This is a genomic window from Klebsiella sp. I138 (assembly GCF_051131765.1).
GTDB lineage: Bacteria > Pseudomonadota > Gammaproteobacteria > Enterobacterales > Enterobacteriaceae > Klebsiella.
The window spans coordinates 2,691,589-2,708,380 of the sequence record NZ_CP180447.1; the positions used below are offsets into that span (position 1 = coordinate 2,691,589).

14 protein-coding genes are annotated in these 16,792 nt (G+C 58.5%); 10 read left to right on the plus strand and 4 right to left on the minus strand.

Features of this window, described 5'->3' with window-relative positions; translation table 11 throughout:
• Positions 1–44 precede the first annotated feature (44 nt).
• The 5 genes from ACMYSK_RS12550 (at position 45) to ACMYSK_RS12570 (ending at position 6,597) form a co-directional block, all read left to right on the plus strand.
• Positions 45–968 carry an aminoimidazole riboside kinase gene (locus ACMYSK_RS12550; RefSeq protein ID WP_434643595.1) on the plus strand — a complete coding sequence of 308 codons (924 nt, stop codon included), beginning with the start codon at positions 45–47 and terminating at the stop codon, positions 966–968.
• A 168-nt stretch (positions 969–1,136) separates the two neighbouring features.
• On the plus strand, positions 1,137–2,654 hold the full coding sequence (locus tag ACMYSK_RS12555; protein WP_434643598.1) for a carbohydrate porin: 1,518 nt from the start codon (positions 1,137–1,139) through the stop codon (positions 2,652–2,654).
• Between the two features lie 137 nt (positions 2,655–2,791).
• Entirely contained in the window at positions 2,792–4,162 is a 1,371-nt protein-coding gene (locus ACMYSK_RS12560) for a sucrose-specific PTS transporter subunit IIBC (RefSeq protein ID WP_434643600.1), read from the plus strand.
• On the plus strand, positions 4,162–5,562 hold the full coding sequence (locus tag ACMYSK_RS12565) for a sucrose-6-phosphate hydrolase (RefSeq protein ID WP_434643603.1): 1,401 nt from the start codon (positions 4,162–4,164) through the stop codon (positions 5,560–5,562). The genes ACMYSK_RS12560 and ACMYSK_RS12565 overlap by 1 nt, the downstream gene beginning before the upstream one ends.
• A 30-nt stretch (positions 5,563–5,592) precedes the next feature.
• Positions 5,593–6,597 carry a LacI family DNA-binding transcriptional regulator gene (locus tag ACMYSK_RS12570; RefSeq protein WP_434644069.1) on the plus strand — a complete coding sequence of 335 codons (1,005 nt, stop codon included), beginning with the start codon at positions 5,593–5,595 and terminating at the stop codon, positions 6,595–6,597.
• Between the two features lies 1 nt (position 6,598).
• Here the strand turns inward: ACMYSK_RS12570 and licT are convergent, their stop codons facing one another.
• The 4 genes from licT to ACMYSK_RS12590 all read right to left on the minus strand — a co-directional run bounded on the left by licT (position 6,599) and on the right by ACMYSK_RS12590 (position 11,879).
• Positions 6,599–7,438, minus strand: coding sequence for a BglG family transcription antiterminator LicT (gene licT, locus ACMYSK_RS12575; RefSeq protein WP_434643606.1), 840 nt, complete (start codon positions 7,436–7,438; stop codon positions 6,599–6,601).
• Positions 7,435–8,859 (minus strand): glycoside hydrolase family 1 protein, encoded by a 1,425-nt coding sequence (locus tag ACMYSK_RS12580; protein ID WP_434643609.1) that lies wholly within the window; start codon positions 8,857–8,859, stop codon positions 7,435–7,437. Before ACMYSK_RS12580 ends, licT begins: the two co-directional genes overlap by 4 nt.
• Positions 8,856–10,736: a beta-glucoside-specific PTS transporter subunit IIABC gene (locus ACMYSK_RS12585; protein ID WP_434643613.1), complete on the minus strand. Its 1,881-nt coding sequence runs from the start codon at positions 10,734–10,736 to the stop codon at positions 8,856–8,858. The genes ACMYSK_RS12580 and ACMYSK_RS12585 overlap by 4 nt, the downstream gene beginning before the upstream one ends.
• Before the next feature lie 213 nt (positions 10,737–10,949).
• Positions 10,950–11,879 (minus strand): LysR substrate-binding domain-containing protein, encoded by a 930-nt coding sequence (locus ACMYSK_RS12590; protein WP_434643615.1) that lies wholly within the window; start codon positions 11,877–11,879, stop codon positions 10,950–10,952.
• Between the two features lie 207 nt (positions 11,880–12,086).
• Between ACMYSK_RS12590 and ACMYSK_RS12595 the strand changes: the two genes are divergently transcribed.
• Genes ACMYSK_RS12595 through ACMYSK_RS12615 form a run of 5 tightly spaced genes read left to right on the plus strand, consistent with a single transcriptional unit; the run spans position 12,087 to position 16,778 of the window.
• On the plus strand, positions 12,087–13,001 hold the full coding sequence (locus tag ACMYSK_RS12595) for a branched-chain amino acid ABC transporter permease (protein ID WP_434644072.1): 915 nt from the start codon (positions 12,087–12,089) through the stop codon (positions 12,999–13,001).
• A gap of 9 nt (positions 13,002–13,010) precedes the next feature.
• Positions 13,011–14,117, plus strand: coding sequence for a branched-chain amino acid ABC transporter permease (locus ACMYSK_RS12600; protein WP_434643618.1), 1,107 nt, complete (start codon positions 13,011–13,013; stop codon positions 14,115–14,117).
• Positions 14,114–14,881 (plus strand): ABC transporter ATP-binding protein, encoded by a 768-nt coding sequence (locus ACMYSK_RS12605; RefSeq protein WP_434643620.1) that lies wholly within the window; start codon positions 14,114–14,116, stop codon positions 14,879–14,881. Before ACMYSK_RS12600 ends, ACMYSK_RS12605 begins: the two co-directional genes overlap by 4 nt.
• Positions 14,874–15,593 (plus strand): ABC transporter ATP-binding protein, encoded by a 720-nt coding sequence (locus tag ACMYSK_RS12610; RefSeq protein ID WP_434643623.1) that lies wholly within the window; start codon positions 14,874–14,876, stop codon positions 15,591–15,593. Before ACMYSK_RS12605 ends, ACMYSK_RS12610 begins: the two co-directional genes overlap by 8 nt.
• A 27-nt stretch (positions 15,594–15,620) precedes the next feature.
• A complete protein-coding gene (locus tag ACMYSK_RS12615) occupies positions 15,621–16,778 on the plus strand; it encodes a branched-chain amino acid ABC transporter substrate-binding protein (RefSeq protein ID WP_434643625.1) in 1,158 nt (385 codons plus the stop codon).
• Positions 16,779–16,792: the final 14 nt, after the last annotated feature.

The following is a 16,792-nucleotide window of genomic DNA, read 5'->3' on the forward strand; positions in this document are numbered from 1 at the left end:
TGCTAAACCGGTTTAATTAAGTTTAGCATTGAGGTGAAATCAGTATGAATGCAAAAGTATGGGTGCTTGGGGATGCGGTCGTGGACCTGCTACCGGAAAGCGGCGGTCGCCTGTTGCAGTGCCCCGGCGGCGCACCGGCCAACGTAGCGGTGGGCATCGCCCGTCTGGGCGGCAGCAGCGGGTTTATCGGCCGCGTCGGCGACGATCCTTTTGGCCGCTTTATGCAGCAAACCCTGCGCCAGGAGCAGGTAGATACCCGCTATATGCGGTGTGACCCGCAGCACCGAACCTCTACCGTGGTCGTCGACCTCGACGACCACGGAGAAAGAAACTTTACCTTTATGGTGCGCCCCAGCGCGGACCTGTTCTTACAGCCGGAGGATCTCCCGCCCTTCGCCGCTAACGAATGGCTGCACGTCTGCTCCATCGCTCTCAGCGCCGAACCCAGCCGCAGCACAACTTTCGCGGCGATGGAAAGAATAAAATTCGCCGGTGGTCGGGTCAGCTTTGACCCCAATATCCGGGCAGATCTCTGGCAGGACCAGGAGTTGCTCCACGCTTGTCTCGACCGCGCTCTGCGGCTCGCCAACGTGGTGAAGCTCTCCGAAGAGGAGCTGGTCTTAATCAGCGGCAGTCATGATATTGCCGAGGGAATTGCCGCCCTGACCCGGCGCTATCAGCCTGAATTATTACTGGTCACGCAGGGGAAAGCGGGCGTACTCGCCGCGTTCCAGCAGCAGTTCACCCACTTCCCGGCGAAACCGGTGGTCAGCGTCGATACCACCGGCGCAGGCGATGCGTTTGTCGCCGGGCTGCTTGCCTGCCTGGCCGCACAGGGAATGCCTGCGGATCCGGCAGCGCTGGAACCGGCAATTATGCAGGCGCAAACCTGCGGAGCGCTGGCCACCACCGCCAAAGGGGCAATGACCGCACTGCCTTATCAGGCCGATCTTAACCGCCAGTTTTGATCCTTCCGGGCTGCCCCTGGCGGCCCACTTTGTTGCATCCATCACATTTATTAAATCGGTTTAGCAAATTATATTCACAGATGTTAAAGGTCATGTTTAACATAGCACCTAAACCGGTTTAGCAAAAAAACAAACACCTTTTAATTTCACCTTCGGGATGCGACCAACATGTATCGAAAAAGTACGCTCGCGATTCTTATCGCTTTGCTAACCGGTGCCGCCTCTGTTCACGCACAAACGGATCTCGGTAGTATCGAAGCGCGTTTAGCCGCGCTGGAACAAAGGTTACAGGACGCGGAAAACAGAGCCCAGACCGCTGAAAACCGCGCGGAATCGGCGGAGAAAAAAGTCCAGCAGTTAACCACTCAGCAGCAAGAAAACCAGGACACGACCCAGGAAGTCGCGCAGCGTACCGCCAAACTGGAGAAGAAAGCCGACGAGAAAAGCGGGTTCGAGTTCCACGGCTACGCGCGTTCCGGGGTTATCATGAATGACTCCGGAGCCAGCACGCAATCCGGGGCATACATGACGCCAGCAGGGGAAACCGGCGGCGCCATCGGCCGTCTGGGAAACCAGGCCGACACCTATGTCGAAATGAACCTCGAGCACAAGCAGACCCTGGATAACGGCGCGACGACTCGCTTCAAAGTGATGGTGGCCGACGGCCAAACCACCTACAACGACTGGAGCGCAAGCACCAGCGATCTGAACGTGCGTCAGGCGTTTGTCGAACTGGGTAACCTGCCTACTTTCGAAGGTCCCTTCAAAGGTTCCACCCTGTGGGCCGGTAAACGCTTCGACCGCGACAATTTTGATATTCACTGGATCGATTCCGACGTCGTATTCCTCGCCGGTACCGGGGGCGGTATTTATGACGTGAAGTGGAACGACAATCTGCGGAGCAACTTCTCGCTTTACGGGCGCAACTTCGGCGATATCGATGACGCCAGCAACAACGTGCAGAACTACATCCTCAGCATGAATAACTTCATCGGCCCGGTGCAGATGATGGTCAGCGGGATGCGGGCGAAAGATAATGACGATCGTAAAGATACCAACGGCAATCTGGTCAAAGGGAATGCGGCCAATACCGGGGTGCATGCGCTGCTCGGTTTGCATAACGACAGTTTCTATGGCCTGCGTGAAGGGACCAGTAAAACAGCCCTGCTCTACGGACATGGCCTGGGGGCTGAAGTCAAAGGCGTCGGCTCTGACGGTGGCCTGCGTTCGCAGGCAAACACCTGGCGCTTCGCCAGCTACGGCACCACGCCGCTCAGTAAAAACTGGTCTATCGCCCCGGCGATTCTGGCCCAGAACAGTAAAGACCGCTATGTTGACGGCGACAGCTACCAATGGGCTACCGTCAACATGCGTCTGATTCAGGAGATCAACCAGAACTTCGCCCTCGCTTACGAAGGTACATATCAATATATGGACCTCAAGCCAGAAGGCTATAACGACCGCAATGCGGTGAACGGTAGCTTCTATAAACTCACCTTCGCCCCGACCTTCAAGGTCGGCAGCATCGGTGATTTCTTCACCCGCCCGGAGATCCGCCTCTACACCTCGTGGATGGACTGGAGCAAAAAACTGGATAATTACGCCAGCGATGACGCGCTGGGCAGCAGCGGCTTTAAATCGGGCGGGGAATGGTCGTTCGGTATGCAAATGGAAACCTGGTTCTGACGGCTCACGCCTGACACGAACCCAAACCGGGGCGGCGGCGAGTCGGCCATCGCCCCGGACACAATAACGACGCAGAGACTGCGCCCCCGTAAACCCGGGACCACAACACGAAAATTATTACGCATTCAGAGGGTACTATGGATTTTGAACAGATTTCCCGCTCGCTGCTTCCACTTCTGGGAGGCAAGGAAAATATCGCCAGCGCCGCGCACTGCGCCACGCGTCTGCGTCTGGTGCTGGTCGATGATGCACTCGCCGACCAGCAGGCCATCGGTAAAATCGAAGGGGTAAAAGGCTGTTTTCGTAACGCCGGACAGATGCAGATTATTTTCGGCACCGGGGTGGTGAATAAAGTCTACGCCGCTTTTATCCAGGTGGCTGGGGTTGGCGAGTCCAGTAAATCGGAAGCCGCCGACATTGCGGCAAAAAAACTGAATCCGTTCCAGCGCATTGCCCGCCTGCTGTCGAATATCTTCGTGCCAATCATCCCGGCCATCGTTGCCTCCGGCCTGTTGATGGGGCTGTTGGGGATGGTAAAAACCTACGGCTGGGTTGACCCAAGTAACGCTATCTACATTATTCTGGATATGTGCAGCTCGGCGGCATTTATTATCCTGCCTATCTTGATTGGCTTTACCGCCGCGCGCGAGTTTGGCGGCAACCCCTATCTGGGCGCAACGCTGGGCGGCATCCTGACCCACCCGGCGTTAACCAACGCCTGGGGCGTGGCTTCCGGCTTTCACACCATGAACTTTTTTGGCCTGGAAGTCGCGATGATCGGCTACCAGGGGACGGTGTTCCCGGTCCTGCTGGCCGTGTGGTTTATGAGCATCGTTGAGAAACAGCTGCGTCGTGTTATCCCTGATGCGCTGGACCTGATCCTGACGCCGTTCCTGACGGTTATCATCTCGGGCTTTATCGCCCTGCTGATTATCGGCCCGGCCGGGCGCGCGCTGGGGGATGGCATTTCGTTCGTGCTCAGTACGCTGATTACCCATGCCGGATGGCTGGCTGGATTGCTGTTTGGCGGCCTGTACTCGGTCATCGTTATTACCGGTATCCACCACAGTTTCCATGCTATCGAAGCCGGGCTGCTGGGTAACCCGGCCATCGGGGTGAACTTCCTGCTGCCGATTTGGGCCATGGCCAACGTTGCCCAGGGGGGCGCCTGCCTCGCGGTGTGGTTTAAAACCAAAGATGCAAAAATTAAAGCCATTACCCTGCCGTCGGCATTTTCTGCCATGCTGGGCATCACCGAAGCGGCGATTTTCGGTATTAACCTGCGCTTCGTGAAACCGTTTATCGCCGCGCTGATTGGCGGTGCCGCAGGCGGCGCATGGGTGGTATCGATGCACGTTTATATGACCGCAGTCGGTCTGACGGCCATCCCCGGTATGGCAATCGTACAGGCCAGCTCGCTGCTGAACTACATTATCGGGATGGTCATCGCCTTTGGCGTTGCCTTTGTCGTCTCTCTGTTGCTGAAATACAAAACGGACGCGGAATAATGACACTTCCTTCACGCCTGCCGGCTATTTTACAGGCCGTAATGCAGGGCCAGCCGCGCGCGCTGGCCGATAGCCACTACCCTCGCTGGCACCATGCGCCGGTGACCGGGTTGCTGAACGACCCTAACGGCTTTGTCGAATTCGCCGGACGCTATCACCTGTTCTATCAGTGGAACCCCCTTGCCTGCGATCACACCTTCAAGTGCTGGGCGCACTGGAGCTCCGCCGACCTGCTGCACTGGCAGCATGAGCCTATCGCCCTGATGCCGGATGAAGAGTATGACCGCAGCGGCTGCTACTCCGGCAGCGCGGTGGATAACGACGGGACGCTGACCCTGTGCTACACCGGCAACGTCAAATTCGAAGACGGCAGCAGGACCGCCTGGCAGTGTCTGGCGACGGAAAACGCCGACGGCACCTTCCGCAAACTCGGCCCGGTATTGCCGTTGCCAGCGGGTTACACCGGCCACGTTCGCGATCCAAAAGTCTGGCAGCATGAAGGCCGCTGGTACATGGTTTTGGGGGCGCAGGATAGCCAAAAACGCGGCAAGGTGCTGCTGTTCAGCTCCCCCGATCTGCACCAGTGGACAAGCGCAGGCGAAATCGCAGGCTACGGCATCAATGGTCTGCACGACGCCGGCTATATGTGGGAATGCCCGGACCTGTTCCCGCTCGCCGACCGGCACGTCCTGATTTGCTGTCCGCAGGGCATCCCCCGCGAAGCGGAGCGCTATCTCAATACCTACCCGGCGGTGTGGATGGCCGGTGATTTCGACTACGCCAGCGCCGCCTTCACTCACGGCGAGCTGCACGAGCTGGATGCCGGATTTGAGTTCTATGCCCCGCAAACCATGCAGACAACCGACGGTCGTCGCCTGCTGGTAGGCTGGATGGGCGTGCCGGACGGCGAGGAGATGCGCCAGCCGACGCGAGCCAACGGCTGGATCCACCAGATGACCTGCCTGCGCGAGCTGGAATGGGTGAACGATAAACTCTACCAGCGGCCGCTTCGCGAACTGACCGCCCTGCGCGGCGAAGCATGCCGCTGGCAAGGTGCCGCTCTGCCGCTGACGCCGATGGAAATGGCCCTCGAAACCGTTGGCGACGAGACGTTCAGCATCAATTTCGGCGGCGCCTTAACCCTGGAGCGCGATACCCACGGTATCCGTCTGGCGCGATGCAGCCTCGCCGGGAACGACATGCACTATCGCTACTGGCGTGGCGAGGTTCGCACGCTGCGCATTTTCATCGACCATTCGAGCGTGGAGATTTTCATTAATGACGGGGAAGGCGTAATGAGCAGCCGTATCTTCCCGAACTCTCCATCGCAGCTGGTTTTCAGCGACGCGACGCCGGTAACATTCTGCTACTGGTCGCTGGAGCCATGCATGGTAGAATAAGCGTTTTACTTTCAGGCGCATGTTGTCGTGATCAAAACCAAACGCGTTACCATTAAAGATATCGCCGAGCTGGCGGGTGTCTCGAAAGCCACCGCCAGCCTGGTGCTGAACGGTCGTGGCAAAGAACTGCGTGTGGCGCAGGACACCCGCGAGCGCGTGCTGGCGATAGCCCGCGAACAACATTACCAGCCCAGCATCCACGCCCGCTCGCTGCGCGATAATCGCAGCCACACCATCGGTCTGGTCGTGCCTGAAATCACCAACTACGGGTTTGCTGTCTTCTCTCATGAGCTGGAAATGCTCTGCCGCGAAGCGGGCGTTCAGCTGCTTATCTCCTGTACCGATGAAAACCCCGGCCAGGAGAGCATGGTGGTCAATAATATGATTGCCCGCCAGGTTGACGGGCTAATCGTCGCCTCCTGCATGCACAATGATGCCGATTATCTCAAGCTCAGCGAACAGCTGCCGGTGGTGCTGTTTGACCGCTGTCCCAGCGACAGCACGCTCCCGCTGGTGATGACCGACTCCGTCAGCCCGACGGCAGATCTGATATCCCGGATTGCCCCTCAGCATCGTGACGAATTCTGGTTTCTTGGCGGGCAGCCGCGCCTGTCGCCATCGCGCGATCGCCTGGCCGGTTTTACGCAAGGGCTGGCGAACGCCGGAGTAGAGCTACGCCCTGAGTGGGTGATTAACGGCAACTATCACCCGAGCTCCGGCTACGAGATGTTCGCTGCGCTCTGCGCACGTCTTGGGCGACCGCCAAAGGCGCTGTTCACCGCCGCCTGCGGCCTGCTGGAAGGGGTGCTGCGCTATATGAGCCAGCACCGTTTACTGGATTCCGATATCCATCTGGCGAGTTTTGACGATCACTATCTGTATGATTCGCTGTCGCTGCGTATCGACACCGTTCAGCAGGATAATCGCCAGCTGGCCTGGCACTGCTACGACCTGATAAGCCAGCTGATTGAGGGCAATACGCCTGAGCCGCTACGCCGCTATCTGCCGGCGACGCTGCAAATTCGCCATCGTTGATTTACGCATCAAGGCCGGTGATTCTGACCAGATGGACCGTGAGCCACAGCAGCTCGTTCCCGCCGAGGGTCATGTCCAGCTGCGCCTTGACATAATCGCGGATCAGCAGCGCGCAGCGATAGGCTTCCGGGTACTCTTTAATCACCTGCACCAGCAAAAAACTGTCCCGCGCGCCGTCCAGTTCTCCTTCCTGTAAACGCTGCAGGAAGAACTGCATATGGACCAGGAAACGTGAATAGTTAATCGATTCGGTGTCTATCTCCTGCTTAAAGTGGTACTGCACGAGATTAAAAATATCCTTCAGCATCTTCACCGACTGCATGGTCTGCGCCACGTCGTCGCCCTCGCTCTGGCCGTTGACCAGGTGAAAAGCTATATTGCCGGCTTCCTCTTCCGGCAGTTCAATCGCATACTGCTGGCGAATTATCGTCACCGCCTCGCTGGCGACGCGGAACTGCTGCGGATAAAAGCGCCTGACTTCCGGCAGCAGGCGGTTTTGAATGGCGATCCCTTTGCGACTGCGCTCGATGGCAAACGTCAGGTGGTCGGCGAGGGTAAAGAAAATCTGCTCGCGAACCTTGCTGGCCAACTGCATATTGGCGCGAGAAATGATCATCGCGGCCATCTCGATGACCTCATCCGGGATAGCGGAAAGCGCCTCGAGATAGCCGCTGCGCACGCCAAGCGTCTGGGTCACGAACAGCTTTTCTATCTTCTCCGGGGCTATCTCATCTCCCGGCCTGCTGTTAAAGCCAATGCCTTTCCCCATGACGATAACCTCCCTGTTATCGTCATCCATAGAGAGCACCAGACTGTTATTGAGCACCTTCTGAACAATCATCTCTGCGACTCGTCGTGGTTACCGTTATCTGCAATGACATCCTTATACCACCAGAAGCTGCGCTTGCGGATCCTTTGCAGATGCTTCAGGCCATTCTCGCCGCGATCGACATAAATAAAACCGTAGCGTTTCGCATAGCCCTGATGCGTGCTCACCACATCGATAGCCGCCCACGGGCAGTAGCCGATCAGTTCGACGCCGTCGGCAATGGCAAGGCGCATTTGTTCGATATGCGCCTGCAAAAAGGCAATCCGGTAGCTATCGTCAATCGTTCCGTCCTGCTCCAGCTTATCCGGCGCCCCCATGCCGTTTTCGCTAATCAGAATCGGCAAACCATAGCGCTCGCATACTTTGCGCAACGTCAGGCGCAGGCCGACCGGGTCAATGACCCAGCCGTAAGGGGTCTTGCCCACCCACGGGTTTTCAGCCGGACGGTAGACTCCGCTTTCCCCCAGCATAATTTGCTGATCGCCGGCGCGGGGCGCAACGTCGTTGCCGTCTCCCCGACTGGCTACGATGGTCGCCGTCGAGTAGTAGTTGATGGCGATAAAATCGGGGCGTCCCTGCTGCAATATCAGCGCATCCTCTGGCTGTACTTCCGGCGCCAGTCCACGGTCCTGTAGATAGGCCCAGGCCAGGGCGTTATAGCGGCCGTGTACCGCGATATCGAGAAAACTCCAGCAGCGCAACGTTTCCCAGTTATGCGCGGCGATAGCATCTTCCGGTTTACAGCTTCCGGCGTACATTGACGTGGTGTTGATTGCCGGTCCAATGCGCAGGCCGGGAAACTCCCGGTGACAGAGGGCAAAAATCTGCGCCTGAGCCAGCATCATATGGTGATTGTGCTGATACAGGGCCTTTTTATCCGGCAGTTCGCGGTCGGCCGGTACCCCGATGGCGCCGGGGTGGAGAATCATGGTGTTCTGTTCGTTAATCGTCAGCCACAGCGGCACCTTGTCGGCAAACTCGCTGAACAGCAGTCGGGCAAAGCGGACAAAAGCATCGCCGGTTTCACGGCGCATCCAGCCGCCTTTCAGCTCCAGTGCCCAGGGTAAGTCAAAGTGGTAGAGGGTGACGATTGGCGTTATCTGGTGACGCACAAGGGCGTCAATCAGACGATGATAAAATGCCAGGCCGGCGGGGTTCACCGGGCCGTCGCCGTCCGGGATCACCCGTGACCAGGCCACCGAAAAGCGGTAGGCCTTCAGCCCCATCTGCGCCATCAGAGCGACATCCTCCTCCACGCGGTGATAGTGGTCGCTGGCGACGCGAAAATCGGCCGTTCCCGGCGGATGGCTGAGCATATCCACCACCGACGGCCCCTTACCGTCTTCGTCCCATCCGCCCTCAACCTGATAAGCCGAGGTCGATGCGCCCCACAAAAAACCGTCCGGGAATCGGGCCTGCTGTTGATAGATCATGCCTGGACCTCCTTAGTGGAATGCGCCATCAGCCGATCGCCATAATCGACCTGCCCGGTGGCGACGAGACGCAGGGAATGTTGTTCATCACTATTTACCACCACTACCGGCGTTATCAGGTCATACCCCGCCTGCTCAATGGCGGCAATATCAAAGCAAATCAGCTCCTGCCCGGCTTTTACCTTATCACCAACCTTCAGCGAGGAGCGGAAGTGCTGACCGTTGAGATTGACGGTATCAATCCCGATATGGATCAGCAGCTCAAGCCCGCTTTCGCTTTGCAGGCCAACGGCGTGACACGAAGGCAGAAACATCATCACCGTGCCGTTAAACGGCGCTTTCAGGCATCCCTCCTGCGGGCGGATCGCCACCCCCTGCCCCAGCAGACCGCTGGCGAAAACGTCATCATTCACCTCGCTTAACGACACCACCTGGCCACGCAGCGGGCTGAGCACCTCAATATCGCCTTCATCTTTCGGGCTCACAGCAGGCGACGGCGGCGCACCAGCGTCGTTTTGCTCCTCGGGGGAATCTTTAAAAGCGATAAACCAGGTCAGGGTGAACGTCACGACGATGGAAATCGCGCAGGTCACCAGCGCATGAACGATATTCATCGGGTTCTCACCGATAAACGCCGGCAGCGCCGCCAGGCCCGGAGAAACAAAGGCGTAGCGTACCAGCCCGCTAAAGCCCGCATACATCCCGGCACAGCCGCCGCCGATCATCGCGGCAATCATCACCCGGCGGAACTTAAGTAACACCCCGTACAACGCCGGTTCAGTGATCCCCAGCAGCGCGGTAAAGCCCGATGAAGAGGCCAGCTGGCGCAGGTTGGTATTTTTGGTTTTCAGCGCCACGCACAGCGTCGCCGCGCCCATCGCCACGTTTGAAGCCAGCATCCCCGGCCCGTTAATCATTTCATAGCCATTTTTACTCAGTTGTCCTGTGGCAATCGGCGTCATCGCCCAGGCGGTGCCGGTAATAATCAGGAAGGGCTGTAGCGTGCCCATTAACATCGGGATCAGCCAGCTGGCATGGCGATCGATAGAGGCGGCGCCCGCGGCGACCAGATCGTTGAGCAGGATCCCCGCAGGCCCCACCACCACCAGCGCCAGCGGCGCGGTGATCAGCAGAACCAGCATCGGCTTAATAAAGAATTTGATAATCGACGGCGTCACCTTTTCGGCAAAACGCTCTACCCAGGACATCAGCCAGACCGTCAGAATAATGGGCAGTACCGAGCCGGCGTAATCGGAGAGCAGCACGTTGATGCCGGCAAAATCTACCGCTTTTCCCGCCGCCAGCATCTGGCCAATTCCCGGATGCAGCAGCACGCCGGCCAGCGTCATCGCCAGGATCGGGTTGCATTCAAACTTCAGCGACGCTCCGTAGGCCAGCAGTACCGGCAGGAAGAAAAAAGCGGCATCGGCGATAATATTCAGCAGCTGGTATGTCGAGCTGGTTTCGCTAATCAGTCCCGTTAGCTTGAGAATGGCCAGCAGCGCTTTGATCATCCCCGCGCCGGTTATTGCCGGAATGACCGGCGTGAAGGTCGTCGAAATAACGCTGATAATGCGGGCGACGATACCGGCCGGTTTAGCATTCTTATCGCCTCCTGCCGGGCTTTTCTTCTCCGGCAGCGCTTTATTGAGCAGGCGGAACACCTGCTGCACTTCATTGCCGATGACTATCTGGAACTGGCCGCCTTTCTCCACCACGCTGATCACGCCGGGAATCGAGCCAATCTGCGCATCGTTGACCTGCGCGCGGTCGTTGAACTCCATACGCAGCCGGGTCGCGCAGTGGGTGAGCATCCGGATATTCTCCGCGCCGCCCACCGAGTGAAGGATTTTGCCTGCTGTTTCGTTATAGTTCATAGTGTTCCCTGGTGTTGGGGCAAAAAAAAAGACCAAAACAGAGACGCTCCCCACTGTACGGGAGAGCATTCCTATTTTGGTCTTGCCTGCTTTCGCAGTAGCACGCCATCATAAAAATGGGTTATTTCGGCGGATTATCTAAGTGGCTCTGGCGTATTTCAATCAGCAACGAACAAAAATGTGAGCCAGGTTGAGTAAATTCTTAAGTCGCTATCAACCGAGAGCCTGCTGGCGTAGCCAGCTCTGTAAGAGTTTCGCATTCGCCGTCATATCGCTGTCCTGACGCACGCACAGGTAGTAATCCCGACCATCCTCAATCGCCGCATCGACGATTTTCACCAGCTCGCCGCTTTTCAGGTACGGCGCAATCAGGGGCTCACGCATCAGGGCGCAGCCCAGGCCCGCCTGCACGCCCGCAAGAGTCAGCAGGCCATCTTCAAACAGCGGCCCCGTTGAGCGCGGCGGGCGCTTGACCCCCTGCTGCACAAACCATTGGTTCCACGTCGTGCGCTCTTCATCATGAAGCAGCGGCATCTGCAACAGCTGTTCCGGCGTATCGATATGCCCATGCAGGCGGATAAACCCCCGACTGCATACCGGCACCATCCTGCCGGAAATCAGCTTTTCACTCTGATACCCGACCCACTGCCCGTCGCCAAAGCGAATCGACATGTCCGAGGCATCGCTGAGGTAGTTACGATGATTGGCGTACACCACGTTAATTTCGGTGTGCGGGTTAGCATGGACAAATGACGGCAGGCGCGGAATAAACCAGCCCATGCCGAACAGCGGAATCAGGCTAATTGTTACCTGCTGGGTTTGCACCTGATCGACCAGATGTTCGGTGGCCTGGCGCAGCACATTAAACGCCGCGCGGATCGAACGGTAATATTCCCGCCCCTGCTGGCTCAGAGTCAGCCGTCGCCCCAGCCTCTCGGTCAGCGGAATTTGCAGATACTCCTCCAGAACCTTCAGCTGATGGCTCACCGCCGAAGGAGAGATGGCCAGCTCCCGCGCAGCCAGGGTTACGCTACCCAGACGAGCGATTGCCTCAAACGCACGCACCGCACGCAGCGGCGGATCGTTGGTCAGCATACTTTCCGCGGCGATATCCCGCCCCGCCAATTGTTCTGTTTTTTTCATATATTGATTTTCTTAGTGCAAATAACGTTTTCACTCATTATTTAATAGTATTAAAAATCATTAAGATAGTTAAATTCATAAACTTCATAAGAAAGAATATATCCGTATTTTACAATTAAATTCATTTATTAGATGGTAGCCGTAATTTGAGCACAATGTCGGGTTATTCAGTTGGACACTCTCATACAACAACTTATCAACGGGGTCATGCTCGGCAGCATTTACGCCCTGATCGCGCTCGGCTATACCATGGTGTATGGCATTCTGCGCATTATTAACTTTGCCCACGGCGATATTCTGATGGTGGGCGCGTTAACCACGCTGTCCGGGATGAATGCCCTGAATGCCCATTTCCCCGGCCTGCCGCCGCTGGCGCAGCTGGCACTGGCGCTGATGCTGGCGATGATCGTCTGCGCCCTGCTGGCAATGGCGGTGGAGCGTTTTGCCTATCGCCGCCTGCGCAACGCCCCGCGCCTTGCCCCGTTGATCTCCGGGATCGGCGTCTCGGTCCTGTTACAGACCGTCGCGATGATCGTCTGGAGCCGCAATCCGCTGATGTTCCCGCAGATCCTGCCGATGGACCCGATTGCCATCACTCACGGAAGCGCCACACATCCGCCGGCTATTGTCACCGTCACCGGTATCGTCACCGTCGCCCTGGCGTTGGCCGTGATGCTTGGCCTGTGGCTGCTGGTGGAATTCACCCGCTTAGGTCGCGGGATGCGCGCGGTAGCGGAAAACCCGCGTATCGCCACGTTGATGGGGGTTAACCCGAACGCCATTATTGCCCTGACCTTTGCCATTGGCGGCGCGTTTGCGGCGCTGGCCGGCGTCATGATGGCCAGCAACTACGGCAACGCCAGCTTCTCGATGGGCTTTCTGCCCGGCATTAAAGCGTTTACCGCTGCGGTACTCGGCGGTATCGGCAATATTCGCGGCGCGATGGTCGGCGGCCTGCTGCTGGGCCTGATCGAATCCCTGGGCGCCGGTTATCTCGGTGACCTGACCCACGGCGTCTTCGGCAGCAACTATCAGGATATCTTCGCCTTTATGGTGCTGATTCTGGTGCTGGTCTTCCGTCCAGCCGGCTTACTCGGCGAGCGCGTCGCACACCGGGCCTAGGAGATAATAATGACAACGGCACAACTCGACACGCCGGTCACCCCCCGCCGATTCTGGTCCGGGATGACCCTGTTTATCTGCGCACTGCTGGTCGCCCCACTGGTCGCCAGCCAGCTCGGCGGCAACTACTGGGTGCGGGTCATCGACTTCGCCCTGCTCTATATCATGCTGGCACTGGGGCTGAACATCGTGGTCGGCTATACCGGCCTGCTGGATATGGGATTTATCGCCTTTTACGCCGTCGGCGCCTATCTGGCGGCCCTGTTGGCTTCCCCGCATCTGCTGGAGGTTTTCCCGCTGTTGCAGACCTGGTTCCCCGATGGCCTGCATACCTCGTGGCTGGTGATTATTCCGCTCGCCGCGCTGGTGGCCGCGGGTTGCGGTATCGTGCTCGGTGCACCGACGCTGAAGCTCCGCGGCGACTACCTGGCGATTGTTACCCTCGGGTTTGGTGAGATTATCCGCATCCTGATGCGTAACCTCGACCGCCCGGTCAATATCACTAACGGCGCCAAGGGGATTTCCGGCGTTGATACGCTGAATCTGTTCGGGCTTAAGTTTAGCGGGGTCTATCACTGGTTCGGCTTTAAAGTCCCGGCGCTGTGGCTGTGGTACTACCTGCTGATGCTGGTGATTGTGGCAATTATTTTCGTCTGCCTGCGCCTGCAGCACTCGCGTATCGGCCGCGCCTGGCACGCCATTCGTGAAGACGAAGACGTCGCCCGCGCCATGGGCATTAACCTACGTAACTACAAACTGCTGGCCTTCGCTATCGGTGCCTCCTTCGGCGGTGTCGCCGGGGCGCTGTTCGGCGCATTCCAGGGCTTTGTCTCCCCGGAGTCATTTACCTTACAGGAGTCGATTGCGGTACTGGCGATGGTGGTTCTCGGCGGAATGGGACACATCCCGGGCGTGATCCTCGGCGCGGTGCTGCTCACCGCGCTGCCGGAGCTGCTGCGCAGCCAGGCCGCGCCGCTCCAGCAGGCGTTATTTGGTGAAGTGCTGATCGACCCGGAAATCTTACGCCAGCTTTTTTATGGCCTGGCGCTGGTGCTGGTCATGCTTCTACGTCCGCAGGGGATCTGGCCCACGCGTCATCGAGGAGCGAAAGCATGAGCCTGTTAAACGTACGCCATATGTCGAAGCGCTTCGGCGGCCTGACGGCGGTCGATAACGTGTCGCTGACCATTAACGAGGGCGAAATCTACGGCCTGATTGGGCCAAACGGTGCCGGAAAAACCACCTGTTTCAACCTGATAACCGGATTATATCCGGCAGACAGCGGTGAGTTTGCAATCGCCGGTCGCCCCTATTTCCCGAAGAATATCGAGAAAGTGACCGCCGCCGGTATCGCCCGTACCTTTCAGAACGTGCGGTTGTTCAACGAGATGTCGGTGCTGGAAAACGTGATGGTTGGCCGTCATGTCCGCACCCGCAACGGCCTGTGGGCCGCCCTCAGCCGCCACAAGCGCGCCCGCGCCGAAGAGGCCCAAACCCGCGAACAGGCATGGCACTGGCTGGAATATACCGGCATCGCACCCTTTGCCCACTACCGCGCCTGCGATCTTGCCTACGGCCACCAGCGGCGGCTGGAAATTGCCCGGGCGCTGGCCACCGATCCGCGTCTGCTGGCGCTGGATGAACCCGCAGCCGGCATGAATGCCGCCGAAAAAGTGGCGCTCGGCGAACTGCTGCTACGCATTCGCCGCGACGGCGTAACCCTGCTGATGATTGAGCACGACGTCAAGCTGGTGATGGGCATTTGCGATCGCCTGATGGTGCTGGACTACGGCAAAACGTTGACCAGCGGCACACCGGAGACCGTACGCCGCGATCCGGCGGTGATCGCTGCCTGGCTGGGAGGCAATGTCCATGTCTGACTTATTAACCGTTCACCAGCTTGGCGTCCATTATGGCGGTATCCAGGCGGTGCGCGACGTCTCATTCAGCGTTAAGGAGGGTGAGCAGACCACGCTTATCGGCGCCAACGGTGCTGGCAAAAGCTCCACCGTGCGCGCGATTACCGGGCTGGAGCCGTTTAGCGGCGAGATTATTTTCAACGGTAAGCCGGTGCGTCGGCGCAAAGCAGAATCGCTGCTGCGCGACGGGCTGGTGATGGTGCCGGAAGGCCGCGGCATCTTTACCCGCATGAGCGTCCTGGAAAACCTGCAAATGGGCGCCTGGCTGCGTCGCGATAGCGCTGCGATCCGCAAAGAAATGGAGGAGATCTTCGCTAATTTTCCGCGTCTTGCCGAGCGTCAGCATCAGCTGGCCGGGCTGCTATCCGGCGGCGAACAGCAGCTGCTGGCGCTGAACCGCGCGTTGCTCAGCCAGCCGCGTCTGCTGATCCTTGATGAACCCTCTATGGGGCTGGCGCCCCTGATGGTCGAGAACGTTTTCCGCGTCATCGCCACCCTCCGCCAGCGCGGTGTCGCTTTGCTGCTGATTGAGCAGAACGCCCGCCTGGCGCTGGAGGCCACCGACAGCGCGTGGGTTATGGACAGCGGCAGCATCGTCGAGCGCGGCCCGTCGCCGACGCTGCTGGCTGACGACCGTATTGCACAGATTTATCTGGGCGAAATGCCCGTTTAACACACCAACCAGCCTCAGGGAAAAACAATGAAAACAGTAAAATTCAGTGCGCTCAGCGCCGCTATTCTGCTCAGTGGTTTTGCCTCATCTGCCGCATGGGCGCAGGCACAAGAAACCGTCATCATTGGCCTGGCCGGCCCGCTGACCGGGCCTTCCGCGCGAATCGGCAAGGATCTGGAGAACGGCGCACAGCTCGCCATCGACGATATCAATAAGCAGAAGCCGACCATCGGCGGCAAAGCGGTGACCTTCAAGCTGCAATCGGAAGACGATCAGTCAGATCCGCGTACCGCCGTGGCCGTCGCCCAGCGCCTGGTCGACAGCGGCGTCGCCGGCGTGGTCGGTCACTGGAATACCGGCACCAGCATTCCGGCCGCCCGGGTCTATCACGATGCCGGCATTGCCCAGGTGGCGCCGGTCGCTACCGGGCACGCCTACACTAAACAGGGCTTCGATACCAGTTTTCGCGTCATGGGCCACGACGATGACGGCGGCCAGTTTGCCGGACAATACGCGGTGCAAACCCTGAAGGCGAAGCGCATTGCGGTCATTGATGATCGTACCGCCTTTGGTCAAGGCCTGGCGGATGAGTTTATTAAGTCGCTGGAAGCGCAGGGAATAAAAATCGTCGACCGTCAGTACGTTGACGACAAAACCGTGGACTTCAGCGCCGTACTGACCGCCATTCGCAGCAAAAATGCCGACCTGATTTTCTTCGGCGGCGTGGATAGCCAGGCCGCACCGCTGGCACGTCGCATTAAGCAACTGGGCATGAACGCCACGCTGATGGGCGCCGGCGGTTTCGTCAGCCAGACCTTCCTGCAGCTGGCACAAAAAGAGGGTAACGGCGTGGTCGCGCTGGAGCCGGGACTGCCGGTCGAACAGATGCCGGGCGGCAAAGCGTTCGAACAGGCCTACCAGGCACGCTACCACACCCATATCGAACTGCATGCCCCGTTCGCCTATGACGCCACCCGCGTGCTGGTCGCGGCAATGGAAAAAGCCGATTCCGTCGATCCGGCTGACTACCTGCCCGCCCTGCGTGCCATCAGCTATTCCGGCGTCACCGGACAAATCGCCTTTGATAAAGAAGGCAACCTGAAGTCGCCAACCTTTACCGTTTACAAAGTCGTCGACGGTCAATGGCAGCCGCAAACCGTACTCGGCGGCGCAAAAACGAAGTAACGCAGTGAGGCAAT